Consider the following 17,576-nt stretch of genomic DNA (forward strand, 5'->3'; position numbering starts at 1 on the left):
CTGTCCGGGCCCATCGGCCGGCACCGGATGCCCCGAGGCTATCCGAGCTCGGCTGCTCGAGGTGCGCACGGTGCCGAAACTTGGAATTTCAGATGAGCTGATAAAATCCAGGGAGACTTGACAGTCCGGGCCCGTTTGCTGTTCAATGAACTCATGAGTCGCCAGGAAGGCGGCGCATACGGGTTTTCCGGTTTGACGCTGGGTTCACCCTCGGCACGGAGGATGCGATGTCGGTCGAAGCATTCGCGAAGGTCACCGAGGCATCGAAGCTGCTGGTGGAGCAGGGGTTTTCCGGTCAGGCGGTGATGGCGGCCATCGAGATGGTGGGACGCGCGATCGGTGTTGACCGAGCGGTGGTTTACGAGAACAGCACCGCGACGATGCCGGGCAAGCGGCTGGCCCCGCTGAGGCATGCGTGGGGCTCGGCGCCCATGACGCCGCTGCTGCAGACGTTCCCGCTGAAGGATCAGATGGCGGGTTGGGTGGAGGTGCTCTCGCGCGGGCAGCCGGTCTGGGAGCTCGTGCGCAACATCCAGGGTCCGCTGCAGGTGAACCTGGAGGCGCAGGGCGTGCAGTCGGTGCTGCTGAGCCCCATCAACGTGGGCAACATCAACGGCCAGTGGTGGGGCTTCCTGCGGCTGGACGACTGCCAGAAGGAGCGCCGCTGGTCGTCCGATGAGCTGACCATCATCCGGACGCTGTCGCGCTCGCTGTCGAACGCGCTGCGCCAGGACATGCGGCGCGAGACGCTGGCGCAGACGCGCCAGGAGCTGGAAGCAATGATGCTGCGCTGCGCGGCGACGGGCACGCGCTGAGCCTCGCCCCGGGGCTCACCGGCGATCGCGTTGCAGATCCGCCAGGACGCGGCGGAGGTACCAGACCTCCGTCTTTCCGGGGTAGCGCTCCTGGAGGCGGGCCAGGTGACGCGCGAGGGACGCCTCGGCCTGGGCCCGAGGTGGAGGAACGCTGCGGAAGTACTGCTCGCGCAGGCGGCTGACCTCGTTGCCCTTCACGACCCAGAAGATGAGCCCGAGCAGCACCACCGCGCCGAGCACCACGAAGACGACAGTCCAATTCACGCGCGCGACCCTACCGCGAGTCCCCGCTCAGAACAGCTTCCACCACTTCTTCTTCGGGGGCTCGGGAGGCTTCTGCTCACTCTCCGGCCGGCTCACAGGTGCCTCGGGAGGAGCCGCGGGGGCCACAGTTGCCTGGGATGGAGCCGCGGGAGGCTTGGGCACAGGAGCCCGTCCGTAACGCGCCTCGAGCGCCCGAGCCTTCTGCTGGAGCACCGCGCCCTTCACCGGATCCACCATGGCCACGTAGTGGGCGTAGCCCACGGCGGAGGCGATGACATCCCCGCCACGGCCCCACGTCTTGCCCCCGGGCCCGCTCTTCTCGAGCTGGTGCAGCAGGGCGCGGAAGCGCTTGAGCGTCTCGCGATCCACACCGGGCTTGTCGTTGACGACAATGCCCGTCACCTCCTGCTGCCGGCCCCGGCGCAGGATGCGCGTCTTCTCGGGGTGTGGAGTGAAGTCCTCCTGCCGCACCAGCCAGCGCACGAAGCGCAGCAGCTCGCCCGCGTCATGGGGCCCCGGCCCGTGGGCGGAGAACGTGAGGTCATCCGCATAGCGCGTGTAGACGAAGCCCAGCTTGCGCGCCGCGCCCGACAGCCGCCGATCCAACCGCCGGCAGAGGATGTTCGTCAGCGCGGGCGAGGTGGGCGCCCCCTGGGGCAGCCGCCGCTCGCCCGTGGCGACGTAGTAGCGCCGCCCGTCCAGCTCCACCTCTTCCACGTCCGGCTCGGTGCACAGCAGCGCCAGCACCGTGGCGGTGGCCTCGCTGTAGCCCAGCTTCACGAAGACGCCCTTCACCCGCGGGTACAGCACCGAGGGGAAGAAGTCCTTCAAGTCCAGGTTCACCACCACGCCCGCCCCCACGTGCGGCCGGGCGTTGGTGACAATGGAGCGCCCCGCGCGAAAGCCGTGGGCCGCATCGTGCACGGGCACCTTCTCCAGGATGTTCTCCAACACCCACGCCTGCGCAGCCTTGAGGCGCGGCAGAGGCGCGGAGATGAGCCGGGTGCCGCCCGTCTTCTTGGGCAGCAGGAAGCGCACGTAGTTGCTCGACGTGGACACGGTGCGCGCGAAGCACAGCGCCCGGAGCTTCCCCACGCTCAACCCCAGCGCCTGCGCCAGCGCCTCCGGTGACGCCAGCACCGGCAGCCCCAGGCGCGTGAGCTTCGCCTCGTCTGTGACGCGCTCACTCAGGCCCTCGGACACGCCCCGGCCCAGGAAGAGCAGCTCCTTCGCCTTGCGCTCCTTCCAGGCCTGGGCCCGAGCTTGCCGCTCGCGCTCGCGCCGCTCCTTCGTCTCCTGCTGCTTGCGCCGGCTCTCCTCCAGCCGCCGCTTGCGCAGCTCGCGCTTCATCGCCTCCAGGTTGCCCAGCCGACCCTGCTCCGTGGCGAGCGCGCGGATCTGCCCCAGCAACTCGTTGCGCCGGTGCACCACATCCACCGGGTCCCCGGGAATGCCGGTGCGCGCCGGCCAGAAGCCCAAGCGCACCATCTCCTCGAGGATGACCTCTTCCTTGGAGCTGGCGCGGATGCGGTCGTACAGCTCCTGTCGGTTACGGGGGGGCTGGGAGGACATGGTGGCTCAGAGAGAGAGGGAGAGTCCGTCCACGCGGCGGTCAGAGAGCACCTTCGTACTGCTCTCGGGACTGGACCGTCTCAACTCAAGCGGTGCCCCCTCCTGGTGGCGCGCAGGACCGACGAGGTCGACAGCGCTGCCGCCACCAGGAGGGAGGCACCGCACAGTGAAGAGCGGGCCAGTGACGCATGACAGGCCATGAGGCATGGACGGCGAAACACCGCCCGGGTTGCAAGGTACTGCCCCCTGACCGCCGCGTGCGCGGACCCTCGCCTCTCTCATGTGCGAGACACCCGTGAGTGCTGGAGCCGCAACGCGAGCAGGTGCTCGCACGGCCCCCGAAACAGCTTGTTCTGCTGGAAGAAGTTGCACGTGCACTCGCCGAAAACCATACGCTGGTCCGCGTCGAGTCGCAAAGTGGGTCGCAGCACCTTCGCGCCCTCCTTCACCGCACCGCTCAGCTCCACGGAAGCGTCCGTGGTCCCGAGCCGAACCTTGAGGTCCACCGCCCTCGCGTCCAGGAAGCGCGTGGCGCGCTCCTCGCGCTCGTTGGCGAAGCGCAGCTTGTCCATGGGCAGGGGTTCGCGGCTCAGCTCGCGCGCCCGGTACACGCCCTTGTTCAAATCCCAGATGGCCCGCCCCGCCTGCGTCCAGGCCGACAGCGCGCCGAGCACCGCGCCTCGCTCCAGCCCCAGCTTCGCCGCCAGCGCCTCGGGCCTGGCGGACCACGTCTCCTTGAGTGCGTCGAAGACGCGGCGGCGCGTGAACTCGTCCACCTGCCCGCGCGGCGCCATCAGGTCAAAGTTGCCCGCGGTGGACCAGTCATTGGCCGTCCACCCGGACAGGCCCAGCGTGAAGGACAGGTCTCCCAAGTCCGCCACGTAGAAGGACGGCAGTCCCGTGCCCAGCAGGTGCACCGTGAAGCGCCGAGCCACGGGGATGAGCCGCTCCAGCACGCGCAGCCGCCGGCGACCCCACACGCGGATGTCATGCGTGCCCTCGCCCTCGAACACCGAGCGCGGACACTCCACCTCCGTCCCCCACGGCTCGAACACCACCTTCACCGGCTTCCCTGGCGCCAGCTTGTAGCGCATGGAGCGCGGCCCCTTCTTCTCCTTGTGCCTCGCGAGCACGAAGAGGAAGTTGTGCACGTCCATGGGGTGCAGCGTGAAGCGCACCGCCGACAGGGCCATCGCCGAGTTCACCTGCAGAAAGCCGCGCACCCACGAGTCCGGGAGGTCGATCTTCACCTCCTTGTACGCCGTGTCCGTGCCCGTCTGCGTGGTGAAGCCGCTCGGGTCCACCTCGAAGCGCGTGCGCTTGTAGGAGCGGATCTTCTGGAACTCGTCGTAGAGCGGCGTTGAGTAGTCGATGTTGGTGGTGCCGCAGGAGAACTCGCCGATGTTCTGGAAGACCTCGTAGCTGGCGCCGAGCCGGCCGTAGCTGGACTCATCCTGGCTGAAGCACTCGAAGAAGCACTCGTCCGGGTGGACGGTGATGACCGGGTCGAACACGAACCACATGTCCCGGTTCTTCTCGTAGAGGTATTGGAAGTAGCGCGAGCGCGCCGTGTAGAAGGCGCTCATGCGGCGGGAGCTCTCCGACTCCAGCGCGGCGAGCTCCTCGCGCAGGGCCTTGAGGCGGCTGGCCACGGACTGGCGCTGGGAGGCAATGGACGCCAGGTCCACCTGCTCCTGCTGCGCGGCCCACTGCTTGTAGGCCGTCTTGTCCTTGGGCTTGAAGCGCAAGTCCGACACCACCACGTCGTGCAGGGCGGAGATGGCCTCGCGGAAGGCCACGTTCTGGCGCAGCTCGCCGGAGAAGAAGGTGGGCTGGCGCTTGAGGTCCGGTGCGAAGGACAGCTGGGTGCTGTCTCCCCGGTGCTGCACCGCGGTGTTGCCCGCGTAGGAGTACTCAAACTGCACGGCGGACCTCCACCGGGCGAACGTGGAAGGGAACGGGAATGGACGGCTGTGCCTTGGCGATGGAGAGCATCGCCTCCAGCGCCGCGGCCCGATGCTCTATAGCGATGGTGGCTGACATCCGGTGCAGCACCTCCATGGCGACACGGCCGCTGGCCTCGGTGCTCCGGCCCTCGCGCTGGAGGAAGCCCAGCACACGCTGTCGCGCGACGCGGCCCTTGTTCACCTGGCTCAGCACCCGGGTGAAGTAGGGCGTCAGCTGCTCCACCAGGGCTGGGTTGCCACTGGCGAAACGGTCCAGGTAGTTGGTGGCGAAGAGCTGCACCGCGGGCGCGGGGTGCTCGGACAGACGCAGGAGCAGCGCGGGCCCGTCCACCTCGCGGAAGGAGCGCGTGAGCATGTCCCGCCCGAAGGCCTGCACGTCCTTGCGCACGCTGTCCGCCACGGAGACGAGCACCTCCAGGGAGAAGTCCTCCGGGGCGAAGCGCTCGCGAAAGTAACGGAAGCCGAAGGCGCGGGCGTCGTCCCAGCGCGAGTCCAGCAGGCCCACCGCTGTGGACAGCTCCGCGCGCACCTCTGAGACGTGTGCCTCCAGCCAACGCCACGCCCACTCGCGCACCGCCAGCACGTCATGCCCGGCGAGCTTCACCGCGCGCGGCACATCCACCGTCAACACCGCGCCATGGCGGGCGAGCAACTCCGCACCCACCGTCTGCGCGTCGGCGTCCTCGGAATCGAGCAGCCGCCACGCCGTCTCCACCGGCAGCGCGGCCAGCGCGGGCGCCAGCTCTCCCGAGAGGAGCGCGGCCACGTGTGCCGGCACGCCCTCCGGCAGGCGACGGCGCAGCAGCGCGGCCAACAAGGCCTCCACCACCCGTGCTCCGGCAGAGGGGCTCGCGGCCAGGAGCCGCCCGAGCAGCGGGCGCACGGCGGCGCGCACATCCGCCACGCGGCTGGTGGCCAGATGCGTGAGGAGCTCCTCCTGGGCCAGCAGCGTGGCCTCGGACTCCGAGAGGAGCGCGAGCAGCCGCAGGCCCAGGGCCCGGAGCGGCGCGTGCTCGGACTGCACCAGAAGGAGGAGCAGGTCCTCCGGCACGGGCTCGGTGCGCAAATCCCTGCGCAGCAACAGCTCGCCGCCCAGCTCCTGCACCTCGGGCATCGGGTGGGCGAGCAGGTCGCGCACCACCTCCAACCCCACCGCGCGGGACACAGGCCCCAGCGCGGCGAGCACCACGCGGGCCACGTCCGTGGCAATAGGGCCGTCCTCCTTCTCCTTCAGGGACAGCAGCGCCGCCACCAACCGGCCCACGAGCGTGCGCACAGCCTGCTCGGAGAGCACGGAGCCGCGCACCAGGTTGGCGGCATACGCACGGGTCTCCGCGTGCCGCGCGGTGGCCAGCCCCGTGATGAAGCCGGTGTCCTCGATGAGGGCGTGGCGCACCTCGTCCATCCAGCGGAACGCCTGCTGACGGGCAGGCAGGTACGAGGAACGCGCCACCGCGAGCAGCAGCGCCCGGGGCTCGCGCCGCGCGTCCAGCCGCTGTGAGGCCAGCTCGAAGCCGAGGCGCGCAGTGGACACGTAGGGGCGCTCCAGCAACATGGCCACCGCGTCCACGTCCAGCCGCGCGAGGAAGTCCGGGCAGGCCCGCAGCGCGCGGGAGGCGAAGTCGTGCACCGGAGCGCAGCCACTCTCGTCCAGGAGGTGCAGCAGACCCGCCGGGGTGCGCTCCCACAGCTTGGGGAAGGCCTCTTCGCGGAGCTCGGGCGCCTTGTCTCCGGGCCGATACGCGCTCAGGCAGCGGAAGGAGAGCGAGTCCTCCATGGGCTCGTAGCGCGAGCTCCCGTGGTAGAGCAGATGGTTGAAGGCCCAGTAGGGCCACCAGACGTCCCACTGCTTCTGGTCACGACCCCAGCCAGTCGTGCGCACGGGGACGGCGTCCGCGTCGCTGAAGGCGAGCAGCACGCCCACCGCCATCTTCACGAACTCCGGGCTCTCCAACTCTCCCAACCTGCGCAGCGTGCGCCACACCCTGCGCCGGAGGTACGTACGTGTCTCGCGGGTGTAGCCGCGAGGGTGGCTGAGCCTGAAGTGGCGCTCCTTCTCGTAGCGCCAGGCGATAAGGCCGAACACCTCGCCGTCGTACCGGTACTCGGCAGCCTTGAAGAGGTGACGCAGCACCCGCACCGCTCGCAGGGTGAAGGGCACCGAGCGGAGCACCCGCAGGAGCGCGGGCCGCACCGTCTCCGAGTCCACCAGGTACAGGGACTCGAGGACATCGACCGCCTCCTCCTTCCCGGAGGCGAGCCAGGCATCGAGTGCCTTGCCAAAGGCTTCCGCGTCCCCTCCCCGGGCTGGCTCACGCAGCGCGGGGGGCAGCTTCCCCTCCACGTCCTTGCGAAAATCGGCGCGGGTGGTCTCATCGGAGAGCTGCATCAACGCCTCGGTGGCCATGCGGCGCACCATGTCCGGCGTGGAGGCATCTCCGTAGAGTCGCCCGAGCGCGGACACGGAGGCCTCCGAGCCCAGGCGACCCAGAGCAGCGGCGACGCAATACGCACGCAGGGGCGTGGCCCGCTCCAACATGGGCAGCAGCAGGGGCTCGGCGGAGCGCACGCGCAACTCCCCCACGCGCCAGATGACACGCTCGAGGTCCCGAGGTTGGGCACGCACAGCGGCGCGGCGGAACCACCGCCGGGCCTGAGCCTCCTGCTGGAGCTGCTCCAGGAGGGCGCGCTCCCGGGGAGACAAGCCCGACGGAGCCTCCACCGCAGGAGGCGGCGGCACGGGAGTGCGAGATGCGGGCGGCGAGACCGGAGTACCGGGCGCGCCCCCACGCACGTAGCCCGAGTCCAGCTTGGACTGGACGAGCTTGTCGAAGACGCGCTTCGCCTCGGCCTGGGGCACGGGCACGGGCGTCTTCGAGCCGTCCTTCAACGCAGTGCCCCTCCGCCCGTAGCGGAAGTTCACCACGCATTGGCCCGGGGAGACCTCCAGGAGGTCCACCTCGTACACCTTGTCGCTCTTCCCCTCTTGGAAGAGCAGGCTCACCTGCTCGAGCAGTTTCACGTCAGCTCACCAGCCTGCGGATGTCGCCATAGGCACGGTAGAAGCCACCGCGCGCGGACTCGTGGACTCCCTCTACCACGTAACGGCTACCCGCCTGGCGGATGTCCTTGGGGAATTGCACGTGGAAGTCAGGGCGGTAGCCAGGCGAAACCACGCGCACGCGCAGGTGCGGGCCATCCTGGTAGCACTCCACGATGACGCCACTGCCCGCCTCGCGCGTCGTCTCCACGGTGCCCGCGGGCACGGCGGCCACGGGCGCGGGCGCCTTGATGTCACGGGCCTTGGGCAGCGAGCCTGACTGCGCGGCCTGGATGGCCTTCTCGCTCGCGTCGACACAGGCGAGCACGCCCTCGGTGGTGACGAGGTAGAGCCGATCCTGGAAGAACTGCATGGAGAACGCCGAGCCGCAGCCGGTGGACAGCTTCCACAGCCGCTGGCCCTTGTCGTTGAAGCAGTAGACGCTGGACATGTTGTCGCCAGCGAAGACGTACCGGCCGTCATCCACCGCGGCGCAGGAGAACACCGCCGCGTCGCACTGCATGACGGGCCCCGCATCGCCCTTCTTGGTGAAGCGGTGCACGAAGCCCAGGTTGGTGCAGGCGTAGAGGGAGGAGTCCTCCTGCCAGCCGAAGAGTACGTTGCCCTGGGTGGGGCGATGCCAGATTTCGCGGCCGTCCTCCCAGTCGTACATGGTCAGGCCACGCCCGTGGCCGTGGTACATGCCCAGCTCGTCGCAGCGGACCATCCACCCCTGGGTGCCGACGCTCTGCTTCTCCCACTGGGACTCGTCCTCGTGGTTGATGGCGGTGAGCTTGCCGCCCGCGTCGGACACGCCGAGGACACCGTCCTTGATGTCCAGCCAGTAGATGTCCACGTCGTCCGAGATGTTGTACGCGACGCGCGGCACCTTGCCCCCGAGGTCGTAGACGCGGCCATCGTCGCACCCGGCGTAGAGCCAGCGGTCATCAGCGACGATGCACTTCACACCATCGGCGAGGCGGAACTGGGAGAGCGTCCGGCCTTCGTGGTCCACCGAGTAGATGGAGCCGCTCTCATTGCCCACCCAGCAGCGCGCGTCGTCCACGAAGATGCCGAAAGCGCGATCGCCCGAGTTGAACTTCCAGAGGAGCGGAGCCTGGTTCGCGTTGGAGCGGCCGCTGGTGATTTCCCGGCGGGTGACCGAGCGTTTTTTACGCTGGCCCATGACGGCGGGGGCATAACCCTTGCGAACCTTCTCATTGATCTTCTTGCGAGCCTCCGCGAGCGCCTTCTCCGGAGACGGAAACTGGGAAACCTGCATCTGGCCCTTGTCACCGATGCGGCCATAGCGAACGGTGAGGGAATTCCCCTCCACCTTCACCTCGTAGAACTTGTGCGAGCCGCCTCCTTCTTCCGACAGCTCCAGGTACGTCCGTTCCTCGGCCATTCTCAGGTCCCCCTATCAACGCAGTACGTACAGAGTAGTCCGGGGCACTGACACCACGGAAGCCGCCCCAGCCGCTTCGCCGAGAAGTCGCGGCTCTGATTCGCCTTGACGCCAGCACAACCCGAACAAGATGATTTCACTCCAAGGCATTGACGACCCGAGGAGGGGGTGTGCCTAACAAGTGCTGCTGGCTGCTCCTGCTGTCCCTGCTGGGAAACACCCTGGGCTGCTCAAGCCCCAATCCCAACGTCCGGGTGCGCCGCTTGCCAACTGGACACCTTCAAGTCGATGGCCCGTTGGCGGGGCCTTTCAACTCACTGGAGCAACTGGCCACGCGGGCTTGCGACATCATGACCAGCCAACCCGGTGCGTCCAATGGGCCCTACGGCTTCGAGTATTGCGCCCTGTACTACTACGCACGGGAAGAAAACGCGTACTTCCTCAGCTACCTCTCAGACATCCGAGGCCAGTTGGATCCTGTGGCCAAAACCTGCACCCTGCCCAATCGCCTCCATGATCCGAGCCATGCGGACCCCATCCTTCTCGGAGGTGCACACACCCATCCCAACAATCGGGAGTTCTCCCGGCGAGACCTGAGCGTCGCCTGGCTGCCCGTGAGATTCTTCGATAGCGGTACCGGAAAGGTCTGGGACCGCCAGCTCATGATCTTCTTTCGAGAGAAGACCGGCGAATGCAGGGCCTACAATTACAACAACTCCACGCGCATCGTCTCGGCCCTACGCGATGAAGCATGGGTTCCCATTGGGGAGGTCTACAATGATCTGGGCGATTTCCGCTTGTATGAAGGCAAGGACTGGCTCCCCTGAGCATTTCGAGCTCCACACATGAGATCCCTCACCCTCTCCATCCTTCTCTGTGCCTGCACGCTGTCGGGCTGTGTGCTGTTCGAACGCCTCGGGTATCACAAATACCAGAAGGCCGAGCTGGCACCTCCCGAGGAGGCAGCAAGGATCAAGTTCCCGGACTCATACGAGAGTGGCGTTCGCATCGAAGGGGCCATGATGAAAGCCCTTTCGGTCGCCATGAATGACTACCTGCCCTCCCACATCAAGGCCGAGGACCAGAAGGGGCCCGAGTATCAATGCCTCGCCCGCTGGGACACGTATCGGACGGTCGTAATGCAGGCCCATGAGGATCTCTTCTTCGTCCTGCTCTCCCCCGACCTGTCGAAGTGCGCTCCCGGGTTCATCGTGCCTGACGCGGGGGCGGAGTACGCGATCGACGGACAGGGCCGCATCCTCTCGAAGCGTTAGCCCGCGTCCCAGCTTCCAAGAAAAGTCGGGGTGCGCGCTCTCGAACATCACGGGCTGCGAATCCGTGGTCGCGACCCGCTGGAGGCCCTATGGTGCGCCCCCACTATGAGCGGCAGCACTCAGACGAAGGAGATGGTGGGTCAGGGACAGGTCACGCTCGCACCGTATGCACACCTGCTCCAACCCTTGTTCGAGCACGCACGCAAGAACCCGGACAAGCCCCTGTTCTCGCGTCGTGTCGGTGACCGTTTCGAGCCCCTCACCGCAGGAGACATCGCGCGCACGGTGCGTCGGCTCGCCCGGGGATTGATGGCGCTCGGCGTCGAGCCCGGCCAGCGCGTCGCCCTGATGTCGAAGACGCGTGTCGAGTGGGTCCTGCTCGACTACGCCATCCTCGCCACCGGAGCCACCACGGTCCCCATCTACGAGACCTCCTCCGCCGACCAGGTGGAGTGGATCCTCAAGGACAGCGGGGCGGTGGTCGCGTTCTTCGAGACGGACACCCTGCACAGCCTCTACCGTCAGTCCGCGGACCGGCTCCCGGCCTGTCGCCATACCTTCGTCATCGACCAGGCCGCGCTCGACCACCTCCAGCAGCGTGGAGACGAGGTCGACGAGGCTCGCCTCGAGGAGCGGCTGTCAGGGCTGCGGACCGATAAGCTCGCCACCCTCATCTACACCTCGGGCACCACGGGGCGCCCCCGTGGCTGCGAGCTCACGCACGCCAACATCCGCGTGAACACCCTCCAGGTGCTGGCCCACGCGGGCAATGTCATCACCGAGCAGGACCGGACGTTCCTCTTCCTGCCGCTCGCCCACGCGCTGGCCAAGATTCTCTTCCTCGCCGCCGTGGAGAAGGGCAACACGGTCGCCTTCGCCACCAGCCCCGGCAAGATCACCGAGGAGCTGGCCATGGTCCGGCCCACGTGGTTCGGTACGGTGCCTCGGGTGCTGGAGAAGGTGTTCCAGACGGCCCAACAGAAGGCCGAGAGTGCTGGCAAAGGCCGCGTGTTCGACCTCGCCACGAATGCAGCCATCCAGTACTCGCGCGAGCGCTCCCAGGGCCGCACCGGTCTGCTCACGAGGCTCCAGCACGCCGTGTTCGACCGGCTCGTGTTCCGCACGCTCCGCCAGGTCCTCGGTGGGCAGCTCCGCTTCGTCGTGTCCGGCGGCGGGCCCCTCCCCGAGCGGCTGAACCACTTCTACAACGGCGTGGGCGTGACGGTGCTCGAGGGCTACGGCATGACCGAGACGAGCCCGGTGCTCACCCTCAACGCCGACACCGCCAACCGCATTGGAACGGTGGGTCAGCCCCTGGCAGGCACCACCGTGCGCATCGCGGATGATGGCGAAATCCTCGTGAAGGGGCCTCAGGTCTTCGTCGGCTACTGGAACAACCCGGAGGCCACCCAGCGCGCGTTCACCCCGGACGGGTGGCTGCAGACGGGAGACCTCGGGAGCCTGGATGAGCAGGGCTTCCTGCGCATCACCGGCCGCAAGAAGGAGATCCTCGTCACCGCGGCCGGCAAGAACGTGGCGCCGGGTCCTCTGGAGGATCGCATCCGCGAGCACCCGCTGGTCAGCCAGGCCATGGTGGTGGGCGAGGGCAAACCCTTCGTATCGGCGCTCGTCACGATCGATGTCGGCGCCTTCTCCAACTGGGCTCGGAAGAACGGCAAGGACGGGCAGCCACTGGAGTCCCTGGTGGAGGACAAGGCGCTGCGCAACGAGGTGAGCCAGGCCATCGACTCCGCCAACCGCTCGGTGTCGCGCGCGGAGTCCATCCGCAAGTTCGTCATCCTCCCGCACGACTTCACCATCGAGCGCAACGAGCTGACGCCCTCGCTCAAGGTGCGGCGCCACGTCGTCAGCCAGCACTACGCCCAGGTCATCGAGCACCTGTACGAGCGCGCTGGCGGTGGCGACTGAAGTGGCCCGCCGTGCTCCAGCCCCAGCGGGCCAGGCACGGCGAGCCTCGAGCCGTCCTCCACTCACGCGATGATGGTCGGCGCTCCCGGCGGCTGAGTGTCCGGGTTGGGCGCCTCGTGGATGCCCGGAGGTTGGATCTCCGGCTCATAATGACGGCCCGGCTCATTGTCGTCCGGCTCGCGCCGCGGAGGTGCAATCTCCGGCGGCTGACGCGAGGGCGGCTCAATCTCCGGTGCGTGCCGCCGCGTAGGGGGCTCAATCTCCGGTGGACCCACGGGCCCCGGATCCCTCTGGGGTGTCTTCTGCGGCTCCGGCTCCTTCACCGGTGAGCCGGGTGTCCTGGGCGGCTGCTCTGGCATGTGTTCCCCTCCTGTCCCTTCAATCTGCGCATCCAGGTGAGTCCAGGTACGAGACAGCCAAGGAGAGAGGCCCTCGCTCGCCTGCTGCCGAGCCGCTCGCGCAACCCCAGCTTGGGGGGGAGCACTGGAGTTCCAAGGAGGGCGGGGAAATGAGAGCTACCTGGTGGCTGGTGGGGGGCGGAGTGGGGTTGGGCGCAGGGCTGATGTACCTCGCGGATCCTCGCAGTGGCCGGCGTCGCCGCGCCGTGGCGCACGACAAGGCACTTCACGCCGTACACGAGGCCGAGAACGCGGTAGGCGTGGTGACACGCGACCTCGTCCACCGCACACGCGGCTTCTTCTTCAACTCCCTCGGCCGGATACGCCGTGAGGATGTCGACGACAGGACCATCGAGGCCCGTATCCGCTCAGCGCTCGGCCGCGTGTGCTCGCACCCGCATGCCATCCACGTGAACGTCGAGGGGGGCCGGGTGCGGCTCGAGGGGGTCGTCCTCAAGGTCGAGCACTCGAAGCTCCTCTCCCGCGCCACGCACGTGCCTGGCGTGGTGGACGTGGCGGACAACCTAAGGGTCTTCAAGCAACCCGGAAGCCACCCGGAGCTCCAAGGCGGCGCGCAGCGGCCGGGGGACCGTCCCGAGTTCCTCCAGCGCAACTGGTCTCCTGCCGCGCGCTTCGTGGCGGGCCTCGGGGGCGCGAGCCTGCTGACGTGGGGGCTGTCTCACCGAGGCGTGCCGGGCATGGCCTCCACCCTGCTCGGCTCGCTGCTCACCCTGCGCAGCATCACCAACATCGAGCTCAAACGCCTCACCGGCGTGGGGGGCGGGCGGCTGGGCATCGAAATCCACAAGGACATCACCGTCCACGCACCGGTGGAGGAGGTGTTCCGCTTCTGGCGGGCCATGGAGAACTTCTCCCGCTTCATGAGCCACGTGGAGGAGGTGCGCACCAGCGGCGCGGACCGCTCTCACTGGCGGGTCAAGGGCCCGGCCGGCATCGTCTTCGAGTGGGATGCCCTCATCACCCGGCTCATCCCTCATCAGGTCCTCGCCTGGAAGAGCGTGGAGGGCTCCACGGTGGAGCACGCCGGCATCATCCACTTCGAGTCCCTCAACGAAGGCCGCTCCACGCGGCTGGACATCCGCATGAGCTACAACCCGCCCGCGGGCGCACTGGGCCATGCTTTCGCACGGCTGCTCGGGGTCTCTCCCAAGAAGCAGATGGATGACGATCTGCTGCGCTTCAAGTCGCTGATCGAGACGGGCAAGGCCACGGGACACGAGACCGTGTCGCGCGAGCAGCTCTCGGTCCCAACGCCGGAGCACTCGGGCTCGCAGCCGGTGCACTGATCGCGCTCACGCGTTGCTGCGCTGGATGAGCTCCGCGTACGCGAGGCCAGGCACCTCGAGCGTGATGAAGCCCGAGTCCTCCTCATAGCGCCGCACCTTGAAGGCCTTGTGCGACTGGCGCGCATGGGCCTCACAGGTGGGCACCTGGATGGTGACGTCTCCGTCATCCCGCATCATGCCGCCCACGTGGAAGCGCGTCTCCACGTGGTGGGCAAGCGCCCCACCGCACAGCGCGCAACAGTGGGGCAGGCCCATCCGCGAGAGGGGGGCGCGCACCGTCACCGCGTCTCCGATACGCAGCACCGTCACCGGCGCCAGGGGCGCGAGCGCCTTCGCACGCGCCTCCTCCGGCACGCTCCAGGCGGCATCCTCCGCCACGCCGAGCCGCGTCCGCAGGCGCTCCAGTTCCTCGGCCGGCCCACGCTTCCCCGCCAGCCACTGCTCCACCAGGGCCGAGGGGTCCACCCGCTCCCCGTTCCACTCCAACTTCAGCGACTCGCCGGGGGACGTCGTCCACGTCATGCCGTGCTGTGCGAGGATGCTCGCCAGGTACGCGCTGACGGCGTGGCTCACCACCTCCTGCACTCGCTCGGCACGGTCCGACACTCGGTAACCCACCAGCCGCGGATCCACCGCTTCGGCGAAGGACTCCTGCGCAGCGGTGTCCTTCAGCAACGACGGCACCCGGGCCCAGGAGAACTCCGGCACCCGCGCCTGCACCCGGCTGGCCGTCTCGTTCCACAACTTGCTCCAGCGCGCTCCGGCCTCGGCCCAGGGGATGAACTCCACCGCGTTCGGCCACAACTCCGCCGTGAAGCGCCGCTCCAGCGTCTCCGCGTCCGACAGCAGCGTGTACGCGGGCGTCTCGTCCAGCGGTTGCTCCGGTACCTCCATCTGCTCGGCGAAGGCGATACGCTCCTCGATGCTCGGATGGGAGTCGTACGACCCCGCCTCCCGCTCGGGCACGGCCCCGGCCAACTCCTGCTGCGCCTCCGCCCAGGCGGAGCTCACCAGGTAGCGCCGGAACCCCTCAAAGAGGTTGTCCGGCACCACGTCCTTGTCCACCAGCGGGTACACCTCGTGCTCCAGGAAGCGGCGATAGGCCACCGCGTGCAGCACCTCGCGCCGCAGGCCGGAGATGTGCGCCCGCTTGCCGGCGATGCGAATGCTCCACTCGTCCGCCACCAACTCCTGCTGCCGGCTGATGGCCTGGGTGATGCGCAGGAACAGCTTCGGCACCCATGTGAAGGGCTTGCGCAGCGGCATCCGGTCGTCTTCGCCCAGGAACACCAGGGCACGACTCATGGACGAGCGCGTGGAGTAGATGAGCGAGGCCAGCTTCGTCTCTCCCCCCTTGAAGTGGCCCAGCTCATGGGCCACGGCGGCACGGAATTGAGAGAGGTTGTCCACCGCCAGCAGCCCCAGGCCGATACACAGGATGCGCCGGCCGCCGAAGCCAAGGAAGCCGCCCACCTGGGTCACGTAGGCGTTGACGTCCTCGACGAGGAACACCTCCGAGGGCAGCTCCACCTCCATGCGCCGCGCCACGTCCTTGAGAGCGGCGAACAGCCTTGGGTGCTCGTCCTCGGTGAGTCGGGGACCAGAAGGTACGAAGCGCTCGCGCTGCGGCAACAGGCTCCACAGGATGGCGCCCGCGCCCGCCAGGCACAGCGCAGCGAACAGCGCATGGAAGCGGTGCGTTGTGTCGACGCGAAACGGCAGGACCAGCAGGACGACAGCCACGCCCAGCGTCGCCGTGTAATAGAGGAGCAGGAACCCCACGGCCAACATCGCGCGGACTGTGTACGAACGGGCCCACATGACGTTCCCCTTCCGGTCAGTCGAGTCTAGGGCCAATCCAGAGACATGCGGTAACCCACGGGTTGTGAGAGATAGGAGCCAACGCATGCGCCCTCTCCTGCTCACCGCCGCACTCCTGCTCTCCTGCGCCCATACGCAACCTGTCCCCAGCCCCCGTCAGGTGCATGTGCAGGTGCTGGCCATCAATGACTTCCACGGAAACCTCGCGCCGCCTCCGGGCTCGGCGGGAGAAATCCGCACCGGGAAGAACCCCGATGGCAGCCCCCTCAAGGTGAAGACAGGAGGAGCCAGCTTCCTCGCTCGTCACCTGGCCGAGCTTCGCGCGAGCCAGCCGGAGAACACCCTGGTGGTGTCCGCGGGAGACCTCATTGGTGCCAGCCCGGTCGTCTCCTCTCTCTTCCACGACGAGCCCACCATCGAGGCGATGAACCTCGCGGGGCTGACGCTCAACGCCGTGGGCAACCACGAGCTCGACGAAGGGGCCACCGAGCTCAAGCGCATGCAGACCGGAGGCTGTCACCCGGTGGATGGCTGCCAGGACGGCACGCCCTTCGAGGGCGCAAAGTTCCAGTTCCTCGCCGCCAACGTGGTCGACCCGCAGGGCCACACGCTCTTCCCTCCCTACGCCATCCGCGAGTTCGAGGGCGTGAAGGTGGCCGTCATCGGCATGACGCTCGAGGGCACCGCGGAGATCGTCGACTCCGCCGGCATCCAAGGGCTCCAGTTCCGGGACGAGGCCGACACCGTCAACGCCCTGGTCCCCGAGCTGCGTAAGCAGGGCGTGCGAACCCTCCTGGTGCTGGTCCACGAGGGCGGCGTCCAGACGGGCGCGTATGACGGCTGCGAGGGCATCTCCGGCCCCATCGTGGACATCGTCCATCGCCTGGACCCGGAGGTGGACGCCGTCCTGAGCGGCCACACCCACCAGTCCTACAACTGCGTCATCAACGGCAAGCGCGTCACCAGCGCGGCGTCTTACGGGCGGCTCATCACGGACCTGGACCTTGTGCTGGACGCAGCCACAGGCGACGTGGTGGAGAGCACCGCGCGCACCGTCCTCGTCACCCGAGACGGAGAGGGCTCCCCCGAGCTGCAGGCGCTCATCGACCGCTACGACAGGCTGGCCGCGCCCTTGAGGGATCGCATCCTGGGCCAGGTGACAGCGCCGCTCGAACAGCCGGACGACAAGCGCTGGCCCTCGGGCGAGTCCACCCTGGGCAACACCCTGGCGGATGTGCAGCTCGAGGCGACGAAGGACGCGGGAGCCCAGGTGGCCTTCATGAACCCGGGCGGCATCCGCGGGGACCTCGACGCGGGCGATGTCACCTATGGCGAGGCCTACACCCTCCAGCCCTTCGGCAACACCCTGGTGACGCTGACACTCACCGGTGCGCAGCTCCACACCCTGCTGGAGCAGCAATGGGAGGGAAGCTACGTCCGCATCCTCCAGCCCTCGCGGGGCTTCTCCTATACGTGGAAGGCCTCGGCGCCCGTGGGCCAGAAGGTGGACCCCGCCAGCATCCGACTCAACGGCGCGCCCGTGAAACCCGCGGGCCGCTACCGCGTGACGGTGAACAGCTTCCTTGCGGGCGGCGGAGACGGCTTCCGCGTGCTCGCCGAGGGCACCGAGCGGCGCGGCGGCGTGGTGGACCTGGATGCGCTGGAGGCGTGGCTGAAGGCCCGCTCGCCACGCGCTCCGCCGGAGACGAACCGCATTACCCGGGTGGAGTAGCCACCAGCCAACAGTCGCGGCGGACAGCGGTCGACATTTCCCACCGGTG

At 68.2% G+C, this 17,576-nt stretch carries 13 protein-coding genes; 6 read left to right on the forward strand and 7 right to left on the reverse strand.

The genetic code is table 11. The annotated features are described in order from the left end of the window. The first annotated feature begins 227 nt into the window (after positions 1–227). On the forward strand, positions 228–815 hold the full coding sequence (locus tag F0U60_RS45775) for a GAF domain-containing protein (RefSeq protein WP_395809917.1): 588 nt from the start codon (positions 228–230) through the stop codon (positions 813–815). Positions 816–830: 15 nt separating this feature from the next. On the opposite strand, the gene F0U60_RS45780 is transcribed toward F0U60_RS45775, so the two are convergent. The 5 genes from F0U60_RS45780 to F0U60_RS45800 form a co-directional block, all read right to left on the reverse strand. Further along, entirely contained in the window at positions 831–1,079 is a 249-nt protein-coding gene (locus F0U60_RS45780) for a hypothetical protein (protein ID WP_395809919.1), read from the reverse strand. Positions 1,080–1,106: 27 nt separating this feature from the next. Continuing rightward, positions 1,107–2,651 (reverse strand): reverse transcriptase family protein, encoded by a 1,545-nt coding sequence (locus F0U60_RS45785; protein ID WP_395809921.1) that lies wholly within the window; start codon positions 2,649–2,651, stop codon positions 1,107–1,109. A gap of 278 nt (positions 2,652–2,929) precedes the next feature. Further along, a complete protein-coding gene (locus F0U60_RS45790) occupies positions 2,930–4,576 on the reverse strand; it encodes an SWIM zinc finger family protein (protein WP_395809923.1) in 1,647 nt (548 codons plus the stop codon). Then, positions 4,566–7,640, reverse strand: coding sequence for a hypothetical protein (locus tag F0U60_RS45795; protein ID WP_395809925.1), 3,075 nt, complete (start codon positions 7,638–7,640; stop codon positions 4,566–4,568). The genes F0U60_RS45790 and F0U60_RS45795 overlap by 11 nt, the downstream gene beginning before the upstream one ends. A gap of 1 nt (position 7,641) precedes the next feature. After that, the gene (locus F0U60_RS45800; RefSeq protein WP_395809927.1) at positions 7,642–9,066 is read right to left on the reverse strand and encodes a WGR domain-containing protein; all 1,425 of its coding nucleotides are present in this window, start codon (positions 9,064–9,066) and stop codon (positions 7,642–7,644) included. Positions 9,067–9,236: 170 nt separating this feature from the next. Here F0U60_RS45800 and F0U60_RS45805 point away from each other — a divergent pair, with 170 nt between their 5' ends. The 3 genes from F0U60_RS45805 (at position 9,237) to F0U60_RS45815 (ending at position 12,269) form a co-directional block, all read left to right on the forward strand. Continuing rightward, complete coding sequence (locus F0U60_RS45805) at positions 9,237–9,893, forward strand: hypothetical protein (protein ID WP_395809929.1); 657 nt, start codon at positions 9,237–9,239, stop codon at positions 9,891–9,893. An 18-nt stretch (positions 9,894–9,911) separates the two neighbouring features. After that, positions 9,912–10,340, forward strand: a complete 429-nt coding sequence (locus F0U60_RS45810) for a hypothetical protein (protein ID WP_395809931.1) — start codon at positions 9,912–9,914, stop codon at positions 10,338–10,340. Positions 10,341–10,445: 105 nt separating this feature from the next. Continuing rightward, complete coding sequence (locus F0U60_RS45815) at positions 10,446–12,269, forward strand: AMP-dependent synthetase/ligase (RefSeq protein ID WP_395809933.1); 1,824 nt, start codon at positions 10,446–10,448, stop codon at positions 12,267–12,269. 62 nt (positions 12,270–12,331) lie between these two features. On the opposite strand, the gene F0U60_RS45820 is transcribed toward F0U60_RS45815, so the two are convergent. Further along, positions 12,332–12,628, reverse strand: a complete 297-nt coding sequence (locus F0U60_RS45820) for a hypothetical protein (protein WP_395809935.1) — start codon at positions 12,626–12,628, stop codon at positions 12,332–12,334. A gap of 149 nt (positions 12,629–12,777) precedes the next feature. Here F0U60_RS45820 and F0U60_RS45825 point away from each other — a divergent pair, with 149 nt between their 5' ends. Further along, positions 12,778–13,974 (forward strand): SRPBCC family protein, encoded by a 1,197-nt coding sequence (locus tag F0U60_RS45825; protein ID WP_395809937.1) that lies wholly within the window; start codon positions 12,778–12,780, stop codon positions 13,972–13,974. Positions 13,975–13,980: 6 nt separating this feature from the next. Here the strand turns inward: F0U60_RS45825 and F0U60_RS45830 are convergent, their stop codons facing one another. Further along, complete coding sequence (locus F0U60_RS45830; RefSeq protein ID WP_395809939.1) at positions 13,981–15,795, reverse strand: M48 family metalloprotease; 1,815 nt, start codon at positions 15,793–15,795, stop codon at positions 13,981–13,983. Between the two features lie 85 nt (positions 15,796–15,880). Between F0U60_RS45830 and F0U60_RS45835 the strand changes: the two genes are divergently transcribed. Continuing rightward, positions 15,881–17,527, forward strand: coding sequence for a bifunctional metallophosphatase/5'-nucleotidase (locus tag F0U60_RS45835; RefSeq protein ID WP_395809941.1), 1,647 nt, complete (start codon positions 15,881–15,883; stop codon positions 17,525–17,527). Positions 17,528–17,576: the final 49 nt, after the last annotated feature.

This window comes from Archangium minus, assembly GCF_044360475.1.
GTDB lineage: Bacteria > Myxococcota > Myxococcia > Myxococcales > Myxococcaceae > Archangium > Archangium minus.

Coding starts and splice junctions, on each gene's coding strand:
- F0U60_RS45775 (WP_395809917.1), top strand. CDS start 228: ATGTCGGTCGAAGCATTCGCGAAGGTCACCGAGGCATCGAAGCTGCTG.
- F0U60_RS45785 (WP_395809921.1), bottom strand. CDS start 2,651: ATGTCCTCCCAGCCCCCCCGTAACCGACAGGAGCTGTACGACCGCATC.
- F0U60_RS45800 (WP_395809927.1), bottom strand. CDS start 9,066: ATGGCCGAGGAACGGACGTACCTGGAGCTGTCGGAAGAAGGAGGCGGC.
- F0U60_RS45810 (WP_395809931.1), top strand. CDS start 9,912: ATGAGATCCCTCACCCTCTCCATCCTTCTCTGTGCCTGCACGCTGTCG.
- F0U60_RS45815 (WP_395809933.1), top strand. CDS start 10,446: ATGAGCGGCAGCACTCAGACGAAGGAGATGGTGGGTCAGGGACAGGTC.
- F0U60_RS45820 (WP_395809935.1), bottom strand. CDS start 12,628: ATGCCAGAGCAGCCGCCCAGGACACCCGGCTCACCGGTGAAGGAGCCG.
- F0U60_RS45825 (WP_395809937.1), top strand. CDS start 12,778: ATGAGAGCTACCTGGTGGCTGGTGGGGGGCGGAGTGGGGTTGGGCGCA.
- F0U60_RS45830 (WP_395809939.1), bottom strand. CDS start 15,795: ATGTGGGCCCGTTCGTACACAGTCCGCGCGATGTTGGCCGTGGGGTTC.
- F0U60_RS45835 (WP_395809941.1), top strand. CDS start 15,881: ATGCGCCCTCTCCTGCTCACCGCCGCACTCCTGCTCTCCTGCGCCCAT.